Source organism: Providencia sp. 21OH12SH02B-Prov (assembly GCF_027362595.1).
GTDB lineage: Bacteria > Pseudomonadota > Gammaproteobacteria > Enterobacterales > Enterobacteriaceae > Providencia > Providencia zhejiangensis.
The window spans coordinates 4,071,528-4,097,050 of sequence record NZ_CP114796.1 but is presented as its reverse complement, the minus strand read 5'-3'; the positions used below and the strand labels follow the sequence as shown (position 1 = coordinate 4,097,050).

Sequence of the window (25,523 nt, the reverse complement as noted above, 5' to 3'; positions counted from 1 at the left end):
CTTATTCAAGCAATGAACTTATTCAAAAGGTGCTTTAATATCGTTGAATGATATTCGTAATGTAATACTTGATTACGGAGTTCTCGCTAATTTTTTCAGCCCTTTTATCTTCAATAAAAGGGCTATTTTTTTATTTAACTTTTGCGTATTAGCACTCAACTGTTTGATAAGCTAGTTCTAATTCTTCAGCCAAAATAGCGATACCCTTCTCAATTTTCTCCGGCTCAGGTACATAGTTCATACGCATACATTGGTGAGCATGAGGCCAGTTTTCCTCAAGCCCAGGGAAGAAGTAATGGCCTGGAACCATCAAAACACCGCGTTTTTTCAGTCGCTGATAGAGCTCTAAACTTGTAATCGGTAGGTCTTTAAACCAAAGCCACAAGAAAATAGCGCCTTCAGGTTTATGAATCAAACACCTATCTTCAGGTATGTAACGACGAATGATTTGAATCACGTCTTTGACACGTTGTTGGTAAAAAGGACCGATAACATTTTTAGATAGAGAAATCAGCTCATCACGTTGCAGCATTTCTAACGCTAGCGCTGGTCCAACACCACCTGGTGCTAAACTAATAATGCCATTCATATTACTGACAGCGTTGATGATTTCTTCATTAGCGATAATGATCCCACAACGTGTTCCCGGTAAGCCAAGTTTTGATAGGCTCATACAGAGAATGACATTGTCATTCCAAAAAGGGGTTGCTTCACTGAAGATAATGCCAGGGAAAGGTACGCCGTATGCATTATCAATCAATAAGGGGATATTGTGTTGTTTGGCTAATTGATCAAGATGTTCAACTTCTTCGTCGGTGATCACGTTACCCGTTGGGTTTGTTGGACGAGAGACGCAAATGACACCAATATCATCCGTGATTTCCAATGTATTGAAATCAACGCGATACTTAAATTGACCATTGGGTAAATATTCAATCTGAGGCTTATTTGCGACAAACAAATCATCATCTAAACCAGAGTCAGCATAACCCACATACTCTGGTGCTAGCGGAAATAGGACCTTACGCGTGATACCATCTTCAAAACGACCAGCAAGCAAGTTAAATAGATAGAAAAACGCACTTTGGCTACCATTGGATAGCGCGATATTTTTTGCACTAATATTCCAGCCGAGTTTCGCTTTTAGAGTTGCTGCTAGCGCTTTCAACATGGCATCTTTACCTTGTGGACCATCATAATTGCACAAAGTCTCAGTTAATTTGCCGTTAGCACACATTTCTGACAATAAAGTTTGGAAATACTCATCCATTTCTGGAATATGCGCAGGATTACCGCCACCGAGCATAATTGCACCTGGGGTTCTCAAACCGTCGTTCAAGTCTTTCATTAAGGTTGAAATCCCTGAATTCTGAGCGAACTTATTACCGAATTTAGAAAATATCATCTCATTTATTCACATATGTTAAGTAGTTTGTTAATGGAATTCAAAACATACTCCGCTCGACAAGAGAGTTCAACAGCTGAAAGTGACCACTCTTCCAGATAAAGAACCAAGTATTTATTATTTATAAGTTTAATATATGTTAAAATTAGTTAAAGTATAGTGAATATTGCTTTTGATGAAGAAGCTAGCACCGCTTAGTTCTAATTTATTTATATTGATGGCATCCCACTAAATGGTCATTAATCATGCCAGTCGCTTGCATAAAGGCATAGCAAGTAATCGCGCCAACAAACTTAAAGCCTCGTTTTTTAAGCGCCTTCGAGAGTGTTTTTGAAAGTTCTGTTTCGGCGGGAACTTGAGAATGGCACTGCCACTGGTTGACAATGGGGGTATTGTTGACGAATTGCCAGAGGAAAGTGGAAAAGTCTTCTCCATTTTCCATCATTTGTAAGTAGGCTTTAGCATTAGCAATGATCGCATTAATTTTGGCGCGGTTACGAATAATGCGAGTATCTTGCATTAAACGCTCAACATCTTCTTCATTCATGATGGCAATTCGGCTGGGATCAAATTGATAAAATAATTCTCGGTAACCTTGGCGTTTTTTTAATATAGTGTACCAAGACAGCCCTGCTTGCTGGCCTTCTAAGCAGATCATTTCAAATAACTGTAGATTATCTTTCGTTGGCTTTCCCCATTCATTATCGTGGTATGCAATATATTCAGGGTCTTGATTGACCCATCGGCAGCGAGTTAGTGATGAATCCATACGATCTCCTTTTGGGGATTGGCTAGCGGTTTAGGGCAGAATGTTGCTCATTTATACTGGATAAATATCCAGTTTTAAAGAGAGAAAGTAAAGTTTTTTTATTTATAGGCTAAATAGACGTAGATTCAGTGCTGTATATCTGGCGGTCAAAGGGTATACTGACATACTTTCATTTAAATCATATGTATCGCGTGCGGATCTAACATGCAAAAGTTTGATACCAAAACCTTCCAAGGTCTTATCCTGACACTACAGGATTACTGGGCGCGTCAAGGCTGTACCATTGTTCAACCATTGGACATGGAAGTCGGCGCCGGAACATCTCATCCAATGACGTGCTTGCGCGCGTTAGGGCCTGAGCCAATTGCAGCGGCTTATGTTCAGCCTTCCCGTCGTCCAACCGATGGCCGTTATGGCGAAAACCCAAACCGTCTTCAGCATTACTATCAATTTCAGGTGATCATCAAACCTTCGCCTGACAATATTCAAGAGCTTTATCTCGGCTCTTTGAAAGAGTTAGGAATTGACCCAACAGTTCATGATATTCGGTTTGTTGAAGATAACTGGGAAAACCCAACATTAGGTGCATGGGGCCTTGGTTGGGAAGTGTGGCTAAACGGGATGGAAGTCACGCAATTTACTTACTTCCAACAAGTTGGCGGTCTCGAGTGTAAGCCTGTTACGGGCGAAATTACTTATGGTCTTGAACGCCTTGCCATGTACATTCAAGGGGTTGATAGTGTTTATGATCTCGTTTGGTGTGATGGCCCGCTAGGCAAAACAACCTATGGTGATATCTATCACCAGAATGAAGTTGAACAGTCAACTTATAACTTTGAATATGCCAACGTGGACTTTCTTTTCAAATGCTTTGAAGAGTATGAAAAAGAAGCTCAGCACCTTCTGTCATTGGAAACGCCACTACCGCTTCCTGCTTATGAGCGCATTCTAAAAGCGGCTCATACGTTCAACTTACTGGATGCACGTAAAGCAATCTCAGTGACAGAGCGTCAACGTTATATTTTACGTATCCGTACCCTGACAAAAGGGGTCGCCGAAGCTTATTATGCTTCTCGCGAGGCGCTCGGATTCCCTATGTGTCACAAGAATTAAGAGGCTGTCATGACTCAACAGACTTTCCTAGTGGAAATCGGCACAGAAGAGTTACCGCCGAAGGCTCTTCGTTCATTAGCTGAATCATTTGCGGCAAACTTTACGACAGAATTGGATAGTGCAGATATTGCACACGGTAAGATTAGCTGGTTTGCAGCTCCTCGCCGTTTAGCGTTAAAGGTCGCAGATCTGGCCAATGCTTCACCTGACCGTGAAGTTGAAAAGCGTGGTCCAGCGATTTCTGCGGCTTTCGATGCAGCAGGTCAGCCAACTAAAGCCGCTGAAGGTTGGGCGCGTGGTTGTGGTATTACCGTTGACCAAGCTGAGCGTTTAAAAACAGATAAAGGCGAGTGGCTCCTTTATCGTGCTCAAGTCAAAGGCGTTGCCGTGAGCGAATTATTAGTGGATATGGTGGCTCGCTCTTTGGCTAAATTACCTATTCCTAAACTGATGCGTTGGGGGGATAAAGAAACCCATTTTGTTCGCCCTGTTCATACCGTCACATTATTGCTAGGTAGCGATGTTGTTGAAGGGGAAGTGCTGGGGATCAAAAGTGGTCGTACAATCCGTGGTCACCGTTTTATGGGTGAAGCGGAGTTTACCATTGACAGTGCTGACCAATATCCTGAGATCTTGCGTGAGCGCGGTAAGGTTATTGCGGACTACGCCGAGCGTAAAGCGGTTATTAAAGCGGATGCTGAAAAAGCGGCACTTGCTTTAGGGGGTAAAGCGGATTTAACAGATAGTTTATTAGAAGAAGTTGCTTCATTGGTTGAATGGCCAGTTGTACTGACCGCAAAATTTGAAGAAAAGTTCTTAGAAGTGCCTGCTGAAGCATTGGTGTATACCATGAAAGGGGACCAAAAATATTTCCCTGTTTATGATAATGAAGGCAAATTAATGCCGAATTTCATTTTCGTGGCAAATATCGAGTCTTCAGACCCACAACAAATTATTTCAGGTAACGAGAAAGTTGTGCGTCCTCGTTTGGCAGATGCTGAGTTCTTCTTTAAAACCGACCGTAAACAACGTCTTGAAGATAACTTACCGCGTTTAGAGACCGTGCTGTTCCAACAACAGCTAGGGACATTACGTGATAAAACCGAGCGCTTAGAAGCATTATCCGGTTGGATTGCTGCTAAGATTGGTGCTGATGTCAATCATGCAACACGTGCTGGTTTATTGGCGAAATGTGACCTTATGACTAACATGGTGTTTGAGTTTACAGATACTCAAGGCGTAATGGGTATGCATTATGCACGTCACGATGGTGAGTCAGAAGATGTCGCATTAGCACTGAAAGAACAATATCAACCACGCTTTGCCGGTGATGAACTCCCTTCTACCGATGTTTCTGCGGCACTCGCCTTAGCAGAGAAAATGGATACCTTAGCGGGTATTTTCGGCATTGGGCAGCATCCGAAAGGTGATAAAGATCCATTTGCATTACGTCGTGCCGCACTCGGTGTTTTGCGTATTATCGTAGAAAAAGGCTATCAGCTTGATCTGGTTGAAATGACAGAAGAAGCAGTACGTCTTTACGGTGATAAGCTCACGAACAAGAATGTGGTTAATGACGTTGTTGAATTTATGCTTGGTCGCTTCCGTTCTTGGTATCAAGAGCTTGGCTACAGCATTGACACTATTCAAGCTGTGTTGGCTCGTCGCCCAACCTCACCCGCAGATTTTGATGCGCGAGTAAAAGCGGTAACTCACTTCCGTACATTAGAAGATGCGGAAGCATTGGCCGCAGCGAATAAACGTGTGTCTAACATTTTGAGCAAGTCGAATGAAAAACGGGCTGATAAAGTGTTGGCATCTGTGCTCAAAGCACCACAGGAAGTGAAGTTGGCTACTCATCTTGTTGTATTACAAGAAAAACTAGAGCCAATGTTCGCTGAGCGTAACTATCAAGATGCATTGGTTGAGTTAGCATCACTACGTGAAGTTGTTGATGCATTCTTTGTCGATGTCATGGTGATGGACGAAGATGAGGCTGTACGTATTAACCGTCTGACTCTACTGAGCCAATTGCGTGAGCTGTTCCTGAAAGTAGCCGATATTTCTTTACTGCAATAAGTGGTTACGAGTTGGTGGTAGGCATGGTTCATATCACCACATCAATGCGGATAAGCGCTCATTAAGTTAGACTTGTGAGCGCTTATGACTCTCTAAATTGGTGGATTGATTAAAAAACCACATCAAGTTGATGGTTTTATCATCATGCAAACAAATTTAGTGAAAAATGGGTTGACGGCGAGAGCTCGCAACAGTATGATTCACACCGTTTTCGGCGAGTAGCGCAGCTTGGTAGCGCAACTGGTTTGGGACCAGTGGGTCGGAGGTTCGAATCCTCTCTCGCCGACCAGATTCCAAAACCCCACCTCAAATGAGGTGGGGTTTTTTGCTTTATAGACGCATATGCGTTTTTCGAACTGTCCTCTCGTGATAATACAAATTATCGCAATAACCTTGCTATTTTACACCGACGGGTTCACCGCAATCTTTCGGAGTAACTTTGTTGTCTTTCTTGTTCATAATCTGTTCTTATAGTGATGTACTCTGTCTGCTTAACCATTAGTTGGCGCAATCGTCATGTGCTATGCAGTAGCTAGTCGTAGATGACCTCTATACGGAATTTTTATGACAAGGATACTGTCAATGAAAGAGATACCTATACTGCTTATTGGGCTGTTTGTGTTGTTGAGGTGCACATCTTGTTATGCTGATAAGTATTCTATGTCAGCACAGCATTTGCTTAAACAGACTCCAACCGTTCGATCTGTTATGCAGCAACCTGTAATGGCCTGTGTGGCAATCCACCAAGTTCATTTCTCGACATTATCGCCATTTCCATTAATTACACAGAAACGCTTGAGCCAATGGAAAAGAAGGGTAGAAGGGCAATGTGTGAATGATGAAGCGTTACTGTTATATGCCGATTTTTTGAATGCACAATTAACGGAACTGGGTTATATCACATCCTATATTCATTACCCAAAACAAGCGTTGTTATTGGGGGTATTACGCGTTGAATTGGTGCCGGGAAAACTCGGCAGTATCGTGCATCAAGAAACGGGTCATGAGAGCCATTCGTTATTTTCTGCATTCCCTTTGCAAAAAGGGGAAGTGATTCATCTTCACCCCATCAACCAAGGGCTTGCTAATCTTCATAATACCCAATTGATTCGACATCAAATTCATATTATTTCAGATAACCAAAACAATAATTTGAATCAATTAGTTATTCAACGTCAGGCGATAAGGGCTTTTAAAGGGAGATTATTATTAGAGTCGAAAGCATCGCAGCAGTTGCCAAAACATAGAATTAGCAACGTCGTTATGCTTGCCAATCCACTGTTACTCAATGATTTCTTTTTTGGCCGATTAGACAGCGATATAGGAAGTCGCGCAGAGAAGACATTAAAGTCAGCGTCTATCTTATATTCTGTGCCCTACCACTATTGGTTATGGACCTTATATGCGGGTTATCAAGAAAACAGCATGAACCAATATCTACAATCTAACGAAGCAATGGAAATCCGTTATGATTCGAGAAGTCGTTTGCTGTCATTACAAGCAGAGTACCTTCTTCATCGAACACGGACGGGTTCCACCTCCGCGAGTATAGGCACTCAAATTCAAACACTTGATATTTTCTTAGAACAGTATCGTTTAGAAACTCAGCGACGTTTTAGCAGTTATCTCTTACTGGGTCTCAGCCATAAGCGCGATTTTGTACAAGGTAATGCGGTATTTTCATTTAGCGTTAAACAAGATGTTGATTGGTTTGGTTCCACACGAGCACAAGTCACTGGTCTAGAACAGGCCCGAATCTACTTATTATCAATAGACTATCAGCGCATATTCAATTTAATGGGGCAATCCATGTATCACCGGCATGAACTTGAAGTTCAACTGAGCCATTCAAAACTTGATCCGTTACTTGAACTGAATAGCCTTTCAGGAAATTTGGGTATTCGAGGGTTTACAAATAGCTTAGGCATTGAAAATGGAGGGGATAATACATTCAAATTCAAAAATGAATGGGGGTGGTTTTCACCATGGTTTGGCGTTGAGTTGTATGGCGCGCTAGATTATGCAACGGGGTCAACAGATCGAGCCAATTTGTGGCAAGAAAACCATTTAATCGGTACAGAGATAGGGCTAAAAGGGCGGTTTGCAAGGATGGATTATAAGCTCTTTATTGAGGCTCCACTTTGGTATCCCGATGCGCTAAAGGTTAATGACGTGAACTTTGGGGTTAAAGTCAGTTTTGATTATTAGCTCATGACTTAAATAGATGAAAATAGGTAGGAAGAATAGAATCAAGAGGGTTATTCATTTTTTGAAGTTATTAACTAATGAACAAATTGTTAAATTATCATGGCGCGCTCATTTTTATGTGAATAAAAAACAAGCAAAACAATAATAAGCTAAGCAGATTATTAGCCGATAATGCTTCAGAACTTTATGCCGCACTCTCTAAGAAGTTACACTATTTTCGTTCAGTAATTCAGCACTTAATCACAAATATAAAAATAAATCACCCCGTGATAAAAAGCTATTCTATACTGTTTTTGTGGTTATTACTTCTGCGTTATTGGTTAAGCATCTATACAATAGACTAATAACACGCCATATATGTTTCTAAAATGTTATAAGTTAGTAGAGAAGGGAGTGAGACATACTATTGACGAAGTGGGTGACAGTTGATTAATTGCACTATGAATAACTAAAAAATACAGATTCCTTATCTGTCATTCCTATGATGGGTAGGGCATTAAGCAAATAACACATGAACACCACAGGAGCATACAGATGGCGCTCTCAATCAAAAAGACAGGTTTATTGGCAGTAGGGCTTACACTTTCAGCACTTGCAGTTTCTGCCTCTGTGCAAGCAAAAACATTGGTCTATTGTTCAGAAGGATCCCCTGAAGGTTTTAATCCACAGCTATTCACTTCAGGTACAACATACGATGCTAGCTCAATTCCATTATATAATCGGCTTGTTGAGTTTAAACTGGGCACGACAGAGATTGAGCCTGGATTAGCAGAGAGCTGGGAAGTCAGTGAAGATGGTAAAGTTTATACTTTCCACTTACGTAAAGGCGTTAAATGGCATTCCAGTAAGGACTTTAAACCGAGTCGTGATTTCAATGCGGATGATGTGATTTATTCCTTTATGCGCCAAAAAGATCCAAATCATCCATACCATAAAATTTCTGGCGGTAGCTATGAATACTTTATGGGAATGGATATGGATAAGATCATCGATAAAGTTGAGAAAGTCGACGACAATACCGTTCGTATTACATTGACTCGTCCTGAATCGCCATTCCTAGCCGATATGGCAATGGATTTCGCATCGATTCTTTCTGCTGAATATGCAGATCAAATGCTGGCAGCAGGTACACCACAAAAAGTTGACTTGAACCCGATCGGTACAGGTCCATTCCAGTTACAACAGTATCAGAAAGACTCTCGTATCCTTTACAAAGCGAACAAAGAGTATTGGGGCAATAAACCGAAAATCGATCGTTTAGTCTTCTCCATTACACCTGACGCTTCTGTCCGTTACGCGAAGTTACAAAAAAATGAATGTCAAGTGATGCCGTATCCAAATCCGGCTGACCTAGAGCGCATGAAGCAAGACAAAAATATCACGCTAATGGAACAGCCAGGTTTGAACGTGGGTTATCTCTCTTTCAACGTTGAGAAGAAACCATTAGATAACCAAAAAGTTCGCCAAGCTTTGTCAATGGCGGTTAATAAAGATGCCATCATTGATGCGGTTTACCAAGGCGCTGGCCAAAAAGCGAAAAACTTAATTCCACCAACGATGTGGAGTTACAACGATGATGTGAAGGATTATGAATATAATCCTGAAAAAGCGAAAGCACTGTTAGCTGAAGCAGGTTTCCCTAATGGATTTGAGATTGATCTGTGGGCAATGCCTGTACAACGTCCATACAACCCAAATGCGCGCCGTATGGCTGAAATGATCCAAGCAGACTGGGCAAAAATTGGTGTTAAATCGAAAGTTGTGAGCTATGAGTGGGGCGAATACCTCAAACGCGCCAAAGATGGTGAGCCACAAACGGTGATGATGGGATGGACCGGTGATAATGGTGACCCAGATAACTTCTTTGCAACGCTGTTTAGCTGCGCGGCAAAAGAACAAGGTTCTAACTATTCGAAATGGTGTTATCAAGGTTTTGAAGACCTGATCCAACCTGCTCGTATGACTGCGGATCATAACAAACGTGTTGACCTCTACAAACAAGCACAGGTTGTTATGAATGAACAAGCTCCTGCCTTAATCATTGCGCATTCAACAGTATTTGAACCAGTACGTAAAGAAGTGAAGGGCTATGTTGTCGATCCACTCGGCAAACACCACTTTGAAAACGTCGATATTGAAAAATAATCGTTGTTAATTTGTCACAGCCCTTCGTCATCCTCTGATAACGAAGGGCGTTTTCGCCTCTGAATTTCAGGGAAACAGAAAACTTAGTTCTTTGTGAGCAGGCAGAAGAAATAGCACCCTTCTGATTAGCCAAACGGACTTAGAGCCGTCAAAGGCATTATTAAAGAGATTCGGGATATGTTGCAATTTATCCTCCGACGCTTGGGATTAGTTATCCCAACGTTTATCGGTATTACATTACTCACTTTCGCTTTTGTGCATATGATTCCAGGTGATCCTGTGATGATTATGGCAGGAGAAAGGGGCTTATCGCCTGAACGGCATGCTTACCTAATGGCTGAATTGGGCTTAGATCAGCCTCTTTGGAAACAGTATCTTCATTATATTAACGGCATATTTCATGGCGACTTGGGAATTTCATTGAAGAGCCGTATCGAGGTGTGGGATGAGTTCTTCCCTCGCTTTAAAGCCACAATGGAACTGGCTATTTGTGCGATGATTTTTGCTGTTTCTGTCGGGATCCCTGTTGGTGTATTAGCCGCGGTTAAACGTGGTTCTATTTTTGATCACACAGCGATTGGTCTATCACTGACAGGTTATTCCATGCCAATCTTTTGGTGGGGCATCATGCTAATCATGCTCGTGTCTGTGCACTGGGATTTGACCCCAGTATCTGGACGTGTGAGTGATAGTGTTTTCCTTGATGATTCATATCCACTTACTGGCTTTATGTTAATTGATACGTTTATTTGGGGAGAAGAAGGCAACTTTATTGATGCTGTTGAGCATTTAATACTGCCATCGATTGTCTTGGGGACGATACCGTTAGCGGTCATTGTACGTATGACTCGTTCCTCAATGTTAGAAGTACTTGGTGAAGACTATATTCGTACAGCTAGGGCAAAAGGCGTTAGCCGCGCACGCGTTATTCTGATCCATGCATTGCGTAATGCATTGTTGCCTGTTGTGACTGTGATTGGCCTCCAAGTTGGCGTAATGCTAGCAGGGGCAATCCTCACCGAGACGATTTTCTCATGGCCCGGCCTAGGTCGATGGTTGATTGAAGGGTTGCAACGCCGCGATTACCCCGTTGTTCAAGGTGGTGTTCTGTTAGTCGCGACACTGATTATTTTTGTTAACCTAGTGGTTGATGTGCTGTATGGCATTGTTAACCCACGTATTCGCCATAAAAAATAAGGAGCGCTAAAATGTCTCAATCTACTGAGCCAACGGTTGTCAGCGCCCTTAAGCCGATGACACCATTTCAAGAGTTTTGGCATTATTTCAAACGCAATAAAGGCGCTGTTATTGGGATGATATATATCATCTTAATGATCTTAATTGCTATTTTTGCTGGGGTGCTGGCACCTCATGCACCCGATGAACAATTCCGTGACTTCTTATTGGTTCCACCTGTTTGGGAACATGGAGGAAGTTGGCAATTTATTTTAGGTACGGATGATGTCGGGCGTGACCTGTTATCACGTTTGATGTATGGCGCCCGTTTATCTCTGCTGGTCGGCTGCTTAGTCGTCGTCCTGTCGTTAATTTCTGGGGTGGCGCTTGGAGTGATTGCGGGTTACTTCGGTGGTGTGGTCGATGCCATTATTATGCGTGTCGTTGATATCATGTTAGCACTACCAAGCTTACTGCTGGCACTTGTGTTGGTCGCTATTTTTGGCCCGTCTATTGTGAATGCGTCGATTGCTTTAACCTTCGTAGCACTGCCACACTATATTCGATTGACCCGTGCTGCTGTATTAGTTGAAGTTAATCGCGATTATGTGACGGCTTCTCGTGTTGCGGGGGCAGGTGCTGTCCGCCAGATGTTTGTCAATATTTTACCTAACTGTTTGGCACCGTTAATTGTTCAAGCGTCGCTTGGTTTTTCTAATGCTATTTTAGATATGGCTGCTTTAGGGTTCCTTGGTATGGGGGCGCAACCACCAACACCAGAGTGGGGCACAATGTTATCGGATGTGCTGCAATTCGCTCAAAGTGCATGGTGGGTGGTCACCTTTCCAGGTTTAGCAATTTTGTTGACTGTATTAGCGTTTAACCTGATGGGTGATGGTTTACGTGATGCATTTGATCCAAAACTCAAGCAGTAATGAGGTAATCTAATGGCATTGTTAAATGTAGAACAACTTTCGGTACACTTCGGTGATGAAGCTACTCCGTTCCGCGCCGTTGACCGCATTAGCTATCGCGTTGAGAAAGGTCAGGTTGTCGGTATCGTTGGTGAATCCGGTTCAGGGAAATCGGTGAGTTCCTTGGCAATTATGGGGTTGATTGACTACCCCGGCAAAGTGATGGCAAATGCATTGCAATTTGATGGACGGGATTTACTGTCGATTCCAGAAAAAGAGCGTAGACAGATTGTTGGTGCAGATGTCGCAATGATATTTCAGGATCCTATGACGAGTCTTAACCCTTGCTTTACTGTGGGTTATCAGATTATGGAAGCCCTGAAAGTGCACCAAGGTGGTAGCAAGAGTACACGTAAGCAACGTGCGATTGACTTGCTGACGATGGTGGGGATCCCTGATCCGCAATCACGGCTTGACGTTTATCCTCACCAACTGTCCGGTGGGATGAGTCAGCGTGTGATGATCGCAATGGCTATTGCATGTCGACCAAAACTCTTGATCGCAGATGAACCCACGACTGCTCTTGACGTAACCATTCAAGCTCAAATTATTGAATTGTTGCTTGAATTACAGCAGCAAGAAAATATGGCATTGGTCTTGATTACACATGACCTTGCCTTAGTCGCGGAAGCGGCACACCACATTATTGTGATGTATGCAGGTCAAGTTGTTGAATCTGCAAAAGCTTCCGATATCTTTAAATCTCCACGACATCCTTATACTCAAGCGTTATTACGTGCATTACCCGAGTTTTCAACGAATAAATCTCGGCTCGCTTCTTTACCTGGCGTTGTTCCTGGCAAATATGATCGGCCACAAGGTTGCTTGTTGAATCCTCGCTGTCCATATGCGACAGAACGTTGCCGTATAGAGGAGCCTGAGCTGCGCTCTATTGGGGATAGGCAGGTGAAATGTCACATGCCTTTGGATGATATGGGGAGGCCGACATTATGAGCGAAAAGCAAAATAAACCATTACTACAGGCCGTCAATTTAAAAAAATATTACTCCGCAAAAAGCGGTCTATTTTCGGCTGAAAAGCTAGTAAAAGCATTAGATGGCGTTTCATTTGAACTTGAAAAAGGTAAAACGCTTGCGGTGGTTGGGGAGTCTGGTTGTGGTAAATCGACACTAGGTCGTTTATTAACCATGATTGAGCAACCGACGGAAGGTGAGCTGTATTATCAAGATCAAAATTTATTGGTAAAAGATAAAACAGCAGAAAAATTACGCCGTCAAAAAATTCAAATTGTGTTCCAAAATCCTTATGGCTCGTTGAATCCACGTAAAAAAGTTGGGCAAATATTGGAAGAGCCGTTATTGATTAATACGCCATTGTCTAAAGAGCAACGTAGAGAAAAAGTCTTATCAATGATGGCAAAAGTCGGTTTAAAAACAGAGCATTATGAGCGTTACCCGCATATGTTTTCGGGCGGGCAGCGTCAGCGTATTGCGATTGCAAGAGGGTTAATGCTTGATCCTGATGTTGTTGTTGCAGATGAACCTGTTTCTGCGCTGGATGTTTCTGTCCGTGCTCAGGTACTTAACTTAATGATGGATTTACAGCAGGAGCTTGGGCTTTCTTATGTGTTTATTTCACATGATCTTTCAGTCGTTGAGCATATTGCTGATGAAGTCATGGTGATGTACTTAGGGCGCTGTGTAGAAAAGGGAACCAAAGAGCAAATTTTTAATAATCCTTTGCACCCTTATACGCAAGCCTTGCTATCCGCAACGCCACGCTTGAATCCAAGTTCACGCCGTGAGCGTATAAAGCTGACTGGAGAATTACCAAGTCCATTGAATCCACCGCCAGGATGTGCTTTTGCTGCTCGTTGCCGCAGAGCGTTTGGGCAATGCACGCAATTCCAGCCTTCACTTAAAGAGTATGATGGTCAGTTAGTGGCGTGTTTTGCAGTAGAAGAAGATGAAAAAAATACGTTAGTAGTGAGTTAAGGGGTTAAGACGGCAAAAAGTGTGCTCTTTTTGCCGTTATCCAGCGTTATGCCGTTATAGATACCGATGCCAACTGCCCCTTTGTCCTAATTACATAAACTTTCATTTTTAACTGCTCTTTTCCCGATAAAATCAAGTATACTGGGTTTTGGCTAACGATATCCTATACCCCGTAAACTTATCTTCTGGTAACGGTACCTAAACTTTCATTATTTAGCTTAAATAACTATCTGTATTCAGTTGCTATAAGATAATATGGGTGAAGCGTGCCTGTATATAGGTTGCTATATACTGGGTCAAAAGGATAACGGTCAGAAGCCATTTGTCCTTGTTGAAAACATAGCCATTTAAGCAGCAAGAATATTAAATTGAAAAGAAGCTTGATAAATAAGGTTTCGGAAAAATGAAGGCCCGAGTTCAGCGTTCACTAACGTTAAAAAGCATGATCGTATTTTTTGTGATCACGTTAAGTTCACTCGCCCTTTTTTTGGGAATTCAATTTAGTTACTTACTTGATCAAAGAAAAAATGACTATCTTGACCAATTGAGCAATGCTGTAGTGCAGATCCAAAAACCATTAACGGATTCGTTGCTCAGTTCAGATTTGAACGAGGTTAAAAGGTTACTCGTAAGCCTGAAAACATCGGGTATTATGGGGAAAGCCATTGTGACGGTAGATGGTGCAACCGTTATGAATTTAGATTTTGCAACCGCTAGGCCAATTCCTGATTGGGCAATAAAATTTGCAGGTATTCCAGTAGAAATGACAGTACCTTTGTACGCATATGGGAATACCATTCTGACAGCAAAACCACAGGGGTATTTAACACTCCAAGTTGATTCTAATCGGGTCTATCGTTTCGCGGTTAATACATTAGCGCTGATGATTACAACCTATTTGCTATTGGTCTTAATTATCGCGATAGCAATGACATGGTGTGTCAGTAGAATGATCGTCAGGCCATTACGCAAAATTGCGCTAGAATTACAGGATGATGATAATCACGATGTCGCAGTGCCAAATTATCATGAGGATGACGAGATTGGTCTTTTGGCGAAGAATTATAACCGCCAAAGAAAAATTCAGACTAAGTCATGAACATGTGATGAGCTTTGTGGTCTAATATCGTAAATAGTTGGTGTCATTAATATTGTATGCGACCCAACCATATCATTTAACCCTATAATTAACGCTTTTCGTTAATTTGTCAGTCATTTTTTGCGGTTAAATACAAGGATAGAAAATACATAGGGGTCTACATGCAGGGTTCGAAAATTCGGTATATCTTCAGTGTGGTGCTATTGTCAGTCGCTGGCTTTGCGAGTGCTGAACCATTACAGCCTGATCCAGCATGGCAACAAGGAAAGCTTGAGAATGGCTTCAGTTGGCAACTGCTACAAACACCACAACGTCCAAATGACCGAATTCAGCTTAGGTTAGCCATCAAGGCTGGCTCACTATCAGAAAAAGCGAGTGAAAAGGGGTATAGCTATTTAATCCCGAAAATGGCATTACTACACCAAACTGAAGCATTTCCAGCGGCGACATTACAAAATTTTTGGCGTCAGGCGACTGATCCTGATGTACCCATTCCCCCAGCGGTTGTTTCGTATGACTACACAATTTACAGTTTAAGTTTACCGCATAATAAGCCTGAACTTCTTAAACAAGCGCTAAACTGGTTGGCAACTTCTGCTGCGGGCGCAACCTATACAGAAACATCATTGCATAATGGGTTAACAGTGACAAATGCACCTGTTGCCACATTACCTCTTGATGCTACAGACCCAGTCTGGCGTGCTCGTTTAAAAGGTTCTGCGATGATGGGGTATGATCCCGGCCAAAAGATTAGTGATAATGTGAATTTAGAAAGTGTGAACGCTTTTTATCAAAAATGGTACACACCGGATGTGATGACACTCTATGTTGCAGGCCATGTAGATGCTCGCATGCTGTCTGACTATATCACACAAACGTTTTCATCTTTAGAAGGCAAGCGCTCAGAGCCTGTCTCAGTAGCGGTTTTATCACAGGTTAAGCCTCAATCCATTGATATTTTGCAAGATAAACAATCGAAGGATAGTTTGTCATTGATTTGGGATATCGACTGGCAACCGATTAATGATTCTGCGGTGCTATTGCGTTACTGGGGTAGTGATTTGGCGCGTGAAGCACTGTATCGTTCCTTGCAAAAAACCTTTAATCAAAAGTTTAGTCAAGATGAGGTCTCCTCTAATTTAGATTGCCGAGTACAGTATCAAAAGGCAAGCTGTACACTTACCGTTAACGCGCCACCTGAAAAAATGATGGCAGTTGCTGATGTCGTGCTGAATGAGCTTTCAACGGTTGACCAAAATGGCATTTCACCTGAATTATTTAATGAAATGATCAATGAGAAGCAAGTTCAGTTATCACAACTCTTTGCCGCATATGCGCGTACCAGTACGGATGTATTAGCCGGCCAGCGTCTGATTTCTCAGCAAAATGGAGTGGTTGATATTGCACCTGAGCAGTATCAACGTTTACGCCAATCTTTCCTTGCTGGTCAAACGCTTGAGCAAGTAAATATGGAAGTGCGTCGTTTATTGTCTCAAGAAGCGGCGTTTGTTTTGACTCAACCAAAAGATAAACAGCTGATGGATGCAGAACAAATTCGTCAGAAATTTACCAAAGTGTTGTGGCCACAAGCAGAGCCGGCTTCGGCTGTTGAAACTGAGCCTACGGTAGCCACTGAACCCGCTAAAGCGACACAATAGTGAGTTTCCGGATAGCCCCTAATAAGGGGCTATTGACTTATCACATGGTATGTTTGTTAGCGTTGTGTCAGTAATGTTTCAATAACCTGAATTAACGTTTCACGAGACTCTCTGTCATCGACAAAACCTGCTGCACTTATTTTGCTTTCAGGGGCGTAATAGGCGGCAGACCCCCAAAAGCCAAGATGCGAATAAAGCGTTACGCCATTGACGACACTTGCCATTAGACCTAAACGATACGCTTGTGCACCTTCATGGGTCCCCACGCTCAGCATCGTATTGAGTGTCTCTGGGTTATCAAATATCTCACCATTAAATAGCGCTTCGAGAAAGCGAGCCATTTGTCGAGAAGAGGTAATGAGACCGCCACCGCCGTAGAGGTCCATAGACGCATGAATATGTGTTCCTTCAAAATCTTTCAAATATTGGCGAGCACGGGGCGCTTGCGTTGTCGGTTGCTCAAGGCATTCCCAATAAGCGCTATCTAGTCCGATTTTATGGAACTTTAATAGTGTTCTCACGGCATGACCGAGTGATTGACCCGTTATGCGTTCGATAATATCACCTAATAAAATATAACCGGTATCTGAATAGATGAATGTTTCTGAAGGAGCGACAAATGGAAACGATTTACGGGCGTATATTTGCATTTGCTCCAGTCGAGTCCATTGGTAGTCAGGTCTTGCGAGTACTCGTTTGAGATAATGTTCATCGGCATGATCACAAAGTCCACTACTATGATTGAGTAAGTGGCGAATGCTAATGTGGTCTGTCGCATAACGATGACAAAGTAATTGATTAAATTCGGTGGCGATATGTTGTGATATCGCATCATCTAGCGACAATTTTCCCATTTCGGCTAATCGAAGCACCGCAGCTGCTGTAAATGTTTTTGTATTACTGGCAATACGTAACGGTGTGTCAACGGTTAGGGGATTGCCTGCCAAATCACTACCTCTCGCACAAAAAGTGCCGGTAGTGGCTTTTGCTTGATTGTGATAGTACAGCACAACGCCGCAGGATAAATTTTCTAATTGCTGAATAGAGTCTGTTGTTATCATTTTTATGCCAATGCCTCTGATATTCCGAGATGACCTGAGTGTATTCGTCTAGTTATAACATACTGGAATAATCAGCTTAGCATGTGTTCAGAAAGGCTCTATTGTGTTTTATTTAGCTAACATTAATGCTTTAAAGGCAGCGAATGCAGGCACATGATAATCTGAGCGATAAATCAAATAAGTATGGCATAAGGCAACATCAAGCGTTGCAAGCGCGAGTTTCTCATGGGACATGGATTCGAGTAATTGTTCAGGTAGCAGGGCAACACTACTTCCTGCACTGACACAAGCGACCATGGCATGGTAGGAATTGAGTTGCTGAATATGCCAATTTAGTTGGTTTGGAATGTTTAACCATTGCTCAGCAAGATAGCGGTAGCTACAGCCATGAGCAAAAGTAGCCAGTGAGCGAGTTTGGATATCTTCAGCAGCCTTAGCGGTTTTATCTTGTTCAGGAAGTAAGAGAACAAGTCGTTCTTGCCATAATTTTTCTGTTTGTATCCCTATTTCATTGAATTGGGTGAGGTCATACAAATCAGGTGGTAAAGCGACAAAAGCACAATCCAATTTTTCAGTGCGTATTTGATCTATTAACGCTTGGGTAGTGCCTGTGGTTAAGCAAAGCTGTGTTTCAGGATATTGTTTATGGTAGGTCGCTAAAGGTTGTGGCAAACGACATGCCGCTGTACTTTCCATACTGCCTATTCTGAGTTGACCGCCTTCCTTACCTAAACTGGTGACATGACGTGCTTCTTGTTCTAAGGCAAGTAATCGGTATGCATATTGCAAAAAGCGTAAGCCTGCCTGCGACAATTGCATCTGTTTGCCTTGGCGAATAAACAGCTGTTCCCCCAAATCCGTTTCAAGCTGCTGGATTCGAGTGGTAATGTTCGATGGCACTCTGCCTAAGCGAGTCGCTGCCCGTGTAATGCTGAGTTCCTCAGCAACCATACAAAATATTTTTAGCGATTCAGAGTTCATTTTCTTTTTTTGTGAATATGGTGCTATATTTATTCTTAATAAAAGAATAATAAGTGTAACCCTACTTTGTGATAAAGGAAAGACAATGGTTCATTCAACATTATTTCTACAGCGTTTAGGCTTGCGATATCCGATAATTCAAGCACCTATGGCGGGTGTTTCAACACCCGCATTAGCAGCGGCAGTCTCTGAGGCAGGAGGTTTAGGGTCATTGGGACTTGGTGCAAGCTCGCTATCTCAAGCCCGTCAGCTAATTGCTCAAACTCAAGCCTTAACAACCAAGCCTTTCAATGTAAATGTATTTTGCCATGCAACGCCGGTACGCAACACTGAAATAGAGCAAGCCTGGATCCACTATTTTGCTGATCAATTCAGCAAATTCAATGCATTACCCCCCAAGCAATTAAACCAAGTGTATACCTCATTCTTGGATGATCCTGATATGTTGGCTTTGCTACTCGAAATGAAGCCCGCGGTGGTCAGTTTTCATTTCAACATTCCTGACAAACAGGCTATTAGTCAGCTCAAGTCTCAAGGGATTTACACGCTAGCGACAGCAACTAATTTAAGAGAAGCGCAGTTGATTGAACAAGCCGGTATTGATGCAATTGTAGCACAAGGTATTGAAGCGGGTGGGCACCGAGGTATGTTTGATGTTCAGGCTCAGGATGAAGGCATTACCACATTAGCTTTGGTTGAATTGTTGGCTCAACACACTCGGCTTCCTCTTATTGCGGCGGGGGGATTAATGAGTGGACAAGATATTATCGCTGTTTTGGAACGTGGAGCCGTAGCCGCTCAATTGGGAACTGCGTTTATATTATGTCCTGAATCAGCCGCGAATGAAGGTTATCGGCGGAATTTAAACAGTAAAAACGCGGAGAATACGGCCTTAACCGCGGCAATTTCAGGCCGACCAGCCAGAGGTATTGTTAATCAGTTCATACAAATGACACAGGTTGATGAGTGCCCACTCATACCTGATTATCCCATCGCCTATGATATCGGAAAACAGTTGCATGCAGCAGCCAGCAAAATAGGTAATGAGGGTTTTGCCGCACATTGGGCAGGGAAAAATGCAATGAAAGCACGAGAGATGCCCGCAAAAAGGTTGATAGAAACACTGGTGTCAGAGATGGAAAATTGAACGATATTTAAGGCAGAGGGATGGCAATAATGGCTATTTTCGCCATCCCGCATGGTGTTAAGGGGTTACTGCTTCTTTATCTGTCGTGTCTTTTGGCTCATCTGTGGCTATCCATGCAGCACAGAATAGTGTGAGTCTGGCAAAGAAATAGAAAAATGCCATTAGGCCTAAAACAGAACCAAAAGCTGCTCCGGACGGTGATGAAGCCAAATTTGGTAAAATCCATGTCATCACTGATTTAATCACTTCAAAACCAATTGCCGCCAGTAAAGTGCCTTTCAATAATGATGAACGGCGATGCTGCATGCGTGGTAAAATCCAGAAGATCCATAAAAAGAGCAAGAAGTTAGCTGTAATTGAAATAGTAAGGCCGATCAATGTCCAAACAGGTCTTAACCATTCGATGCTGTCTAAACCTAGTGTTCTTACTATGGTGGCTTGCGCTGAACCCGCGACAGAGGTGAGTGTAATTGTCACGATTAAGGCGATCAGTAAACCAATTAAAGCGAGAAAATCACGTAAGTAGCGGAAATAAATTTTTTCGTGTTCATCTTCATTACGCTCCCAGACTGGGCGGGATTGCGCTAAAATTGCCAAGCGTAAATTATTCACCCAATTGACTCCAGAATAGACGGCTAACGCTAAACCGGTTAAACCCACGGTGGTACGTTGGCGAATTGCGGTATCTATTGTTCTTTCTAAAGTATTTGCCAAGGTTGGGTCGCTGATATTGGCTGAGATACCACGCACTAAACGTTCAAGTAATTCAGGGTTACTGGCTAACACAAAACCGGCAGCGGCAAAGGTGAACATCAATACAGGAATTAAAGAGAGGAACGAAAAATAGGTAATAGCAGCACCGAACTGATTCCCCATGCGGTCAGTAAACCGTTGGGCGGTGCGAATAAGGTGTGCAATAAAAGGTATCGCACAAATAAAATTCACGACCTTCATCGAAAAGGTAAGCGCTTTTTTACTATTATCGATACTTTTATTTAGTGAAGATTTTAATTTACCAGCGTCTTTTTGCTCTTTATCCTGCATATTCGACATTCGTTCCTCTTTCTACATCTTGTCTAATTTCGCTTAATTTTCACCATACTATAGCTCAAACTGGTAAAATTTTTCACCTTAATGCCTATTTTTATCGATTAAGTAGGCATTAAGGGGAGTCATATTGTTGTAAAATAAGGCGCAATTAGACAAAGAATATGAGAGGATTACACAGTATTATAAACCTGTTTTATAGGTTTCTAATTCCGCTTGTGCTTCTTTTAGCTCTTCTTGAGCTTCTTTTAATTTACGCTCGCGTTTGGCAATTTTACCGCTATCGCCTTTTTGTTTTTCTTCGAGTAATTCAGCTTCCCTTTCTTGCACTTTTTCTTGTTTTTCCGCGACATTTTTTTGGCTATCACGGTAAAGTGATTCAGGAGTACAGTAGGTATTAACATTATCAAGCGCTCTTTGTAGCCCAGCTATACGATGTGTGTTACCGTGCTTTTTAGCATATTCGATTTGCGTTTCAATCTTCTGCTTTTTAATTTGGCAGCCATTATTTGGACTCGCGGCCATTGCGGATGTCCCTGCTAAAATTAATACCGTAGTCATTGTGGTCATGAGTGTTTTACGCATTTTCTGTCCTTAATTATATTGAAATTTTAGTTAGGATAGCTTTTTATTGTATTGACGTCATCACTATTTTGTCAAAATAGGAATGGTGCTAATTTGATAAAAAGTTGGCTATAATGGTGCAGAATCAGAACAAATCATTCGGTCTATTTTTATTCAACAGGCTGTCTTTAAAGAATCTATTTGATAGTAGCCATACGTGGCTAGTGTTGAATGTCCTCAGGAAATAAGAGTGTCATGCTAAGTTACCGCCATAGTTTTCACGCAGGCAATCATGCGGATGTGTTAAAGCACACTGTTCAAAGCCTCATTATTGAATCTCTTAAAGAGAAAGAAAAACCTTTCCTGTATGTGGATACTCATTCAGGGGCTGGCCGTTATCAATTGACGGGAGAACATGCAGAGAAAACAGGTGAGTATCTGCAAGGGATCGCACGTATTTGGGAACAACCAGACCTACCAGAGGAATTACTCCCTTATATGAATATCGTGCGTCGCATGAATGACAATGGGCGACTACGTTATTATCCCGGCTCACCGCTATTAGCGAAATACTTATTACGTGAGCAAGACAAACTCGTACTGACTGAATTACACCCTACAGATTATCCCTTATTGCGTGCAGAGTTTTCTCGTGACAATCGTGCCCAAGTCTCGAAAGAAGATGGTTATCAGCAATTAAAAGCAAAATTGCCACCTCCGAGCCGCCGTGGATTTATGTTGATGGATCCACCCTATGAGTTGAAATCAGATTATGAAGCGGTAGTGAAGGGCATTGTTGAGGGCTATAAACGTTTTGCGACGGGGACTTATGCGATATGGTATCCCGTTGTATTGCGTCAACAGATCAAAAGAATGATCAGCCAATTAGAGGCGACTGGGATCCGTAAAATTCTACAAATTGAATTAGCGGTGCGTCCTGATAGCGATCAACGAGGCATGACCGCGTCAGGTATGATTGTGATCAATCCCCCTTGGAAGCTAGAACAGCAGATGAAAAAAGTGCTGCCTTGGTTGCATCAAACACTTGTTCCAGAGGGAACTGGGCATACATTGGTCGAATGGATCGTACCAGAATAGGTAAAAGCTATTACATTGAGAGGTAATACCTACCTATTGAAACTATTGTACTTAGAGGGATAATTAGCATAATCGGACATGTTTTACGCTAAATAATTCGACGTGTAGCTAGGTGATCAGTGAACAAGTGGCTAAGCATAGGGTCAGTTGTGTGATGAGTGCCATTAGGCGTCAATAGCCGATCTTAGCGTGTAGCGCTGCTACTTGAAGAAGTCAACGAGTATAGCTTTTTAATTAATCAAAATGGGATAACCAAGTTATGAGCAAACATTACGACTATATTGCAATTGGTGGTGGTAGTGGCGGCATTGCTTCTATGAACCGTGCAGCGATGTATGGACAAAAGTGTGCCCTGATCGAAGCGAAAGAATTAGGTGGAACCTGTGTAAACGTAGGATGTGTTCCAAAAAAAGTGATGTGGCATGCCGCACAAATTTCTGAAGCTATCCGTGCTTACGGCCCTGACTATGGTTTTGACACCACAATTAATCGTTTTGATTGGAAAACATTAATTGCAAGTCGTACTGCTTATATTGATCGTATCCACCAGTCTTATGATCGTGTGTTAGGCAATAATAAGGTTGATGTGATCAAGGGATTTGCTCGTTTTGTTGACGCACATACCGTTGAAGTCGATGGTGAAATTTATACAGCAGACCATATTTTGATTGCAACAGGTGGTCGTCCAGTGATCCCTGCCATCCCTGGTGCTGAATATGGCATGACTTCAGATGGCTTCTTTGAGTTAGAAGCGTTGCCAAAACGTGTTGCTGTTGTTGGTGCGGGCTATATCGCGGTTGAGTTAGCTGGGGTATTAAATGGTCTTGGTAGCGAAGCACACTTGTTTGTGCGTAAACACGCTCCATTACGCTCATTCGACCCGCTGATCGTTGAAACTTTAGTTGAAGTCATGAATACCGAAGGCCCCACTTTGCATACAGAGTCAGTGCCAAAAGAAGTTGTGAAAAATGCAGATGGCTCACTGACGTTGAAACTCGAAAATGGCAAACAACACACTGTTGATGCCTTGATCTGGGCTATTGGGCGTGAACCAATGACAGATAACTTGAATATTGAAGCGACAGGTGTTGAGCTGAATGAAAAAGGCTACATCAAAGTCGATAAATATCAAAATACCAATGTTGCTGGCGTGTATGCCGTAGGTGATAACACGGGCGCGGTTGAATTAACGCCAGTCGCGGTTGCCGCGGGTCGTCGCCTTTCAGAACGTTTGTTTAATAACAAACCTGATGAGCATTTAGACTATAGTAATATTCCAACCGTTGTATTTAGCCATCCACCTATTGGAACCGTTGGTTTAACGGAGCCTGAAGCTATTGAGAAATACGGTGCTGATCAGGTCAAATGTTATAAGTCGTCCTTTACCGCTATGTATACAGCAGTGACTTCCCATCGTCAGCCATGCCGCATGAAATTAGTTTGTGCAGGGGCGGATGAAAAAATTGTTGGTATTCATGGTATTGGATTTGGTATGGATGAAATCTTGCAAGGATTCGCTGTTGCGCTGAAGATGGGGGCAACCAAGAAAGATTTCGATAATACTGTGGCTATCCACCCAACAGCGGCGGAAGAGTTCGTGACAATGCGTTAAAACATCCGTTTTAGGTCATTCAACGAGATAAGGCTGAACGTGTAGGTTCAGCCTTTGTTATTTAATGGTTCATGCTGATAAGACATTAAGCATATTATTTTAATAATACGCTTAAATTTATTGGCTTTTTTGCCACCAAGAAACAATGTAGTCAGCGATCTGTTCAGGATTGTTAATATCCAGTTGCGGTAAGACAGTATCAATAATTTGATTACTTGCTACAGCAATCACATGTTGATCAATTAAGCCATCGAGGGGTTTACCCACCTCAGCTCTAAACAGAGCGATCTTATTGATCGCCTCATGCTTAAAACCTTCCACTAAAATGAGATCCAGTGAGTGTGGATCAAAACGGCTCGCGAGGTAATGTAGGTCTAATTCTTCTTCATTATCTGGCGTTTCCGTCATGAGCGCCCAACGTTTTTGGCTGGCGACGAGTGTTTGGTCGGCACCTGCTTTACGCAATTCATAACTGTCTTTACCCGGTTTATCAACATCCATATCGTGATGCGTGTGCTTGACTAAGCCGACACGGAGGTGACGTTGCCGTAGTAATGGGATCACTTTTTTTAATAGCGTTGTTTTGCCAGTACCACTGTAGGCCGTGATACCCAGTAGAGGTAGAGATTTTTGGTTCATGATTCTTTTTGTTGCTGTTCCCAGTTGTGGCTATCTTCTGGTGTGTTTAAATTAGCAAAAGAGCCCGATTGTGGAGGGAAAATTACACATTTTGCTGCAACTTCCCGCATAAATAACATTAATTTTCGTTCCCCTTTTGCGAGATATTCATCCAACGAAGGTGCTAAAGAACGATGGAGTAAGGCAAAAGTCGGATGATCACGTACTGTATCATTAGCATAACAAGCGAGGCTATCGCCTTTTGATTGAAACAGGGTTGAAGCTAGTGTGAGCGGAAAATCAGGAACATCACAAGGAACAAATAATAACCATTCTGTTGTCGCATGATGTAATCCAGCCTGCATGCCAGCTAATGGTCCGGCGAAATCCGCATTGAGATCAGAAATAACAGGAAAACCACTTTGTTGGTAGCATTCTTGGTTACGATTCGCATTGATCGCCAGTTTTCCGACCTGAGGCTGAAGGCGTTCAAGAATATGTTGATAAAGCGGTTTACCGCGAAGTGATATTAAACCTTTATCGACCCCCCCCATACGGCGGCCTAGCCCACCAGCGAGTATCACACCGGTTATTGATTGCTTATCTAACATATTCAATTTTCCTGACTATCTTCAATAAAAGGTTTCAACACAGATGAAAGTAAATTTCGTTATAGTATTCGCTAAAATTTATTCCATTTTCCTATAAAATCAACGAATGTACATGCGAATTAAAGTTAAACTTTACTTAGATTGACATCCATTCGCTTTTTCTCTTGTATGATAGCAAGTAATTTGGCCCCAATATTCGTGAT

21 protein-coding genes and 1 tRNA gene are annotated in these 25,523 nt (G+C 42.3%); 14 read left to right on the top strand and 8 right to left on the bottom strand.

Features of this window, described 5'->3' with window-relative positions; genetic code table 11:
• Window positions 1-148: 148 nt before the first annotated feature.
• The gene (locus tag O7C57_RS18835; RefSeq protein ID WP_154622815.1) at window positions 149-1,405 is read right to left on the bottom strand and encodes a valine--pyruvate transaminase; all 1,257 of its coding nucleotides are present in this window, start codon (window positions 1,403-1,405) and stop codon (window positions 149-151) included.
• A 205-nt stretch (window positions 1,406-1,610) separates the two neighbouring features.
• A complete protein-coding gene (locus O7C57_RS18830) occupies window positions 1,611-2,174 on the bottom strand; it encodes a DNA-3-methyladenine glycosylase I (RefSeq protein WP_154624360.1) in 564 nt (187 codons plus the stop codon).
• Window positions 2,175-2,378: 204 nt separating this feature from the next.
• On the opposite strand from O7C57_RS18830, the gene glyQ reads away from it, so the two are divergent.
• The 11 genes from glyQ to O7C57_RS18775 all read left to right on the top strand — a co-directional run bounded on the left by glyQ (window position 2,379) and on the right by O7C57_RS18775 (window position 16,581).
• Window positions 2,379-3,287, top strand: a complete 909-nt coding sequence (gene glyQ / locus O7C57_RS18825; RefSeq protein ID WP_154624361.1) for a glycine--tRNA ligase subunit alpha — start codon at window positions 2,379-2,381, stop codon at window positions 3,285-3,287.
• 9 nt (window positions 3,288-3,296) lie between these two features.
• A complete protein-coding gene (glyS, locus tag O7C57_RS18820) occupies window positions 3,297-5,366 on the top strand; it encodes a glycine--tRNA ligase subunit beta (RefSeq protein ID WP_269723442.1) in 2,070 nt (689 codons plus the stop codon).
• Window positions 5,367-5,578: 212 nt separating this feature from the next.
• Window positions 5,579-5,655, top strand: a tRNA-Pro gene (locus O7C57_RS18815).
• 293 nt (window positions 5,656-5,948) lie between these two features.
• On the top strand, window positions 5,949-7,574 hold the full coding sequence (locus O7C57_RS18810; protein ID WP_269723441.1) for a ShlB/FhaC/HecB family hemolysin secretion/activation protein: 1,626 nt from the start codon (window positions 5,949-5,951) through the stop codon (window positions 7,572-7,574).
• A gap of 534 nt (window positions 7,575-8,108) precedes the next feature.
• Window positions 8,109-9,719: a dipeptide ABC transporter periplasmic-binding protein DppA gene (gene dppA / locus O7C57_RS18805; RefSeq protein WP_154624364.1), complete on the top strand. Its 1,611-nt coding sequence runs from the start codon at window positions 8,109-8,111 to the stop codon at window positions 9,717-9,719.
• 177 nt (window positions 9,720-9,896) lie between these two features.
• Window positions 9,897-10,916, top strand: coding sequence for a dipeptide ABC transporter permease DppB (gene dppB / locus O7C57_RS18800; protein ID WP_154624365.1), 1,020 nt, complete (start codon window positions 9,897-9,899; stop codon window positions 10,914-10,916).
• Window positions 10,917-10,927: 11 nt separating this feature from the next.
• The gene (gene dppC / locus O7C57_RS18795) at window positions 10,928-11,830 is read left to right on the top strand and encodes a dipeptide ABC transporter permease DppC (protein ID WP_269723440.1); all 903 of its coding nucleotides are present in this window, start codon (window positions 10,928-10,930) and stop codon (window positions 11,828-11,830) included.
• Between the two features lie 12 nt (window positions 11,831-11,842).
• On the top strand, window positions 11,843-12,823 hold the full coding sequence (dppD, locus tag O7C57_RS18790) for a dipeptide ABC transporter ATP-binding protein (RefSeq protein ID WP_154624367.1): 981 nt from the start codon (window positions 11,843-11,845) through the stop codon (window positions 12,821-12,823).
• On the top strand, window positions 12,820-13,824 hold the full coding sequence (dppF, locus tag O7C57_RS18785; RefSeq protein ID WP_154624368.1) for a dipeptide ABC transporter ATP-binding subunit DppF: 1,005 nt from the start codon (window positions 12,820-12,822) through the stop codon (window positions 13,822-13,824). Before dppD ends, dppF begins: the two co-directional genes overlap by 4 nt.
• A gap of 403 nt (window positions 13,825-14,227) precedes the next feature.
• On the top strand, window positions 14,228-14,923 hold the full coding sequence (locus O7C57_RS18780; protein ID WP_269723439.1) for a HAMP domain-containing protein: 696 nt from the start codon (window positions 14,228-14,230) through the stop codon (window positions 14,921-14,923).
• A gap of 161 nt (window positions 14,924-15,084) precedes the next feature.
• Window positions 15,085-16,581: a M16 family metallopeptidase gene (locus O7C57_RS18775; protein ID WP_154624370.1), complete on the top strand. Its 1,497-nt coding sequence runs from the start codon at window positions 15,085-15,087 to the stop codon at window positions 16,579-16,581.
• A gap of 56 nt (window positions 16,582-16,637) precedes the next feature.
• Here the strand turns inward: O7C57_RS18775 and O7C57_RS18770 are convergent, their stop codons facing one another.
• Together O7C57_RS18770 and O7C57_RS18765 are read right to left on the bottom strand one after the other, a co-directional pair.
• The gene (locus O7C57_RS18770) at window positions 16,638-17,642 is read right to left on the bottom strand and encodes a serine hydrolase domain-containing protein (RefSeq protein WP_163860542.1); all 1,005 of its coding nucleotides are present in this window, start codon (window positions 17,640-17,642) and stop codon (window positions 16,638-16,640) included.
• Between the two features lie 108 nt (window positions 17,643-17,750).
• Window positions 17,751-18,623, bottom strand: a complete 873-nt coding sequence (locus O7C57_RS18765; protein ID WP_269723438.1) for a LysR family transcriptional regulator — start codon at window positions 18,621-18,623, stop codon at window positions 17,751-17,753.
• Window positions 18,624-18,708: 85 nt separating this feature from the next.
• Between O7C57_RS18765 and O7C57_RS18760 the strand changes: the two genes are divergently transcribed.
• On the top strand, window positions 18,709-19,770 hold the full coding sequence (locus tag O7C57_RS18760) for an NAD(P)H-dependent flavin oxidoreductase (RefSeq protein ID WP_269723437.1): 1,062 nt from the start codon (window positions 18,709-18,711) through the stop codon (window positions 19,768-19,770).
• Window positions 19,771-19,827: 57 nt separating this feature from the next.
• Here the strand turns inward: O7C57_RS18760 and yhjD are convergent, their stop codons facing one another.
• Together yhjD and O7C57_RS18750 are read right to left on the bottom strand one after the other, a co-directional pair.
• The gene (gene yhjD / locus O7C57_RS18755) at window positions 19,828-20,823 is read right to left on the bottom strand and encodes an inner membrane protein YhjD (RefSeq protein ID WP_154624374.1); all 996 of its coding nucleotides are present in this window, start codon (window positions 20,821-20,823) and stop codon (window positions 19,828-19,830) included.
• A 177-nt stretch (window positions 20,824-21,000) separates the two neighbouring features.
• Entirely contained in the window at window positions 21,001-21,402 is a 402-nt protein-coding gene (locus O7C57_RS18750) for a DUF1090 domain-containing protein (protein ID WP_196713878.1), read from the bottom strand.
• 234 nt (window positions 21,403-21,636) lie between these two features.
• Here O7C57_RS18750 and O7C57_RS18745 point away from each other — a divergent pair, with 234 nt between their 5' ends.
• Both O7C57_RS18745 and gorA read left to right on the top strand, forming a co-directional pair.
• Window positions 21,637-22,479, top strand: a complete 843-nt coding sequence (locus O7C57_RS18745; RefSeq protein ID WP_154624376.1) for a 23S rRNA (adenine(2030)-N(6))-methyltransferase RlmJ — start codon at window positions 21,637-21,639, stop codon at window positions 22,477-22,479.
• A 259-nt stretch (window positions 22,480-22,738) separates the two neighbouring features.
• Window positions 22,739-24,091, top strand: a complete 1,353-nt coding sequence (gene gorA / locus O7C57_RS18740) for a glutathione-disulfide reductase (protein ID WP_154624377.1) — start codon at window positions 22,739-22,741, stop codon at window positions 24,089-24,091.
• Between the two features lie 117 nt (window positions 24,092-24,208).
• Here the strand turns inward: gorA and mobB are convergent, their stop codons facing one another.
• Window positions 24,209-24,730 carry a molybdopterin-guanine dinucleotide biosynthesis protein MobB gene (gene mobB, locus O7C57_RS18735; RefSeq protein WP_163860543.1) on the bottom strand — a complete coding sequence of 174 codons (522 nt, stop codon included), beginning with the start codon at window positions 24,728-24,730 and terminating at the stop codon, window positions 24,209-24,211.
• Window positions 24,727-25,320 carry a molybdenum cofactor guanylyltransferase MobA gene (mobA, locus tag O7C57_RS18730; RefSeq protein WP_269723436.1) on the bottom strand — a complete coding sequence of 198 codons (594 nt, stop codon included), beginning with the start codon at window positions 25,318-25,320 and terminating at the stop codon, window positions 24,727-24,729. The genes mobB and mobA overlap by 4 nt, the downstream gene beginning before the upstream one ends.
• Window positions 25,321-25,523 lie beyond the last annotated feature (203 nt).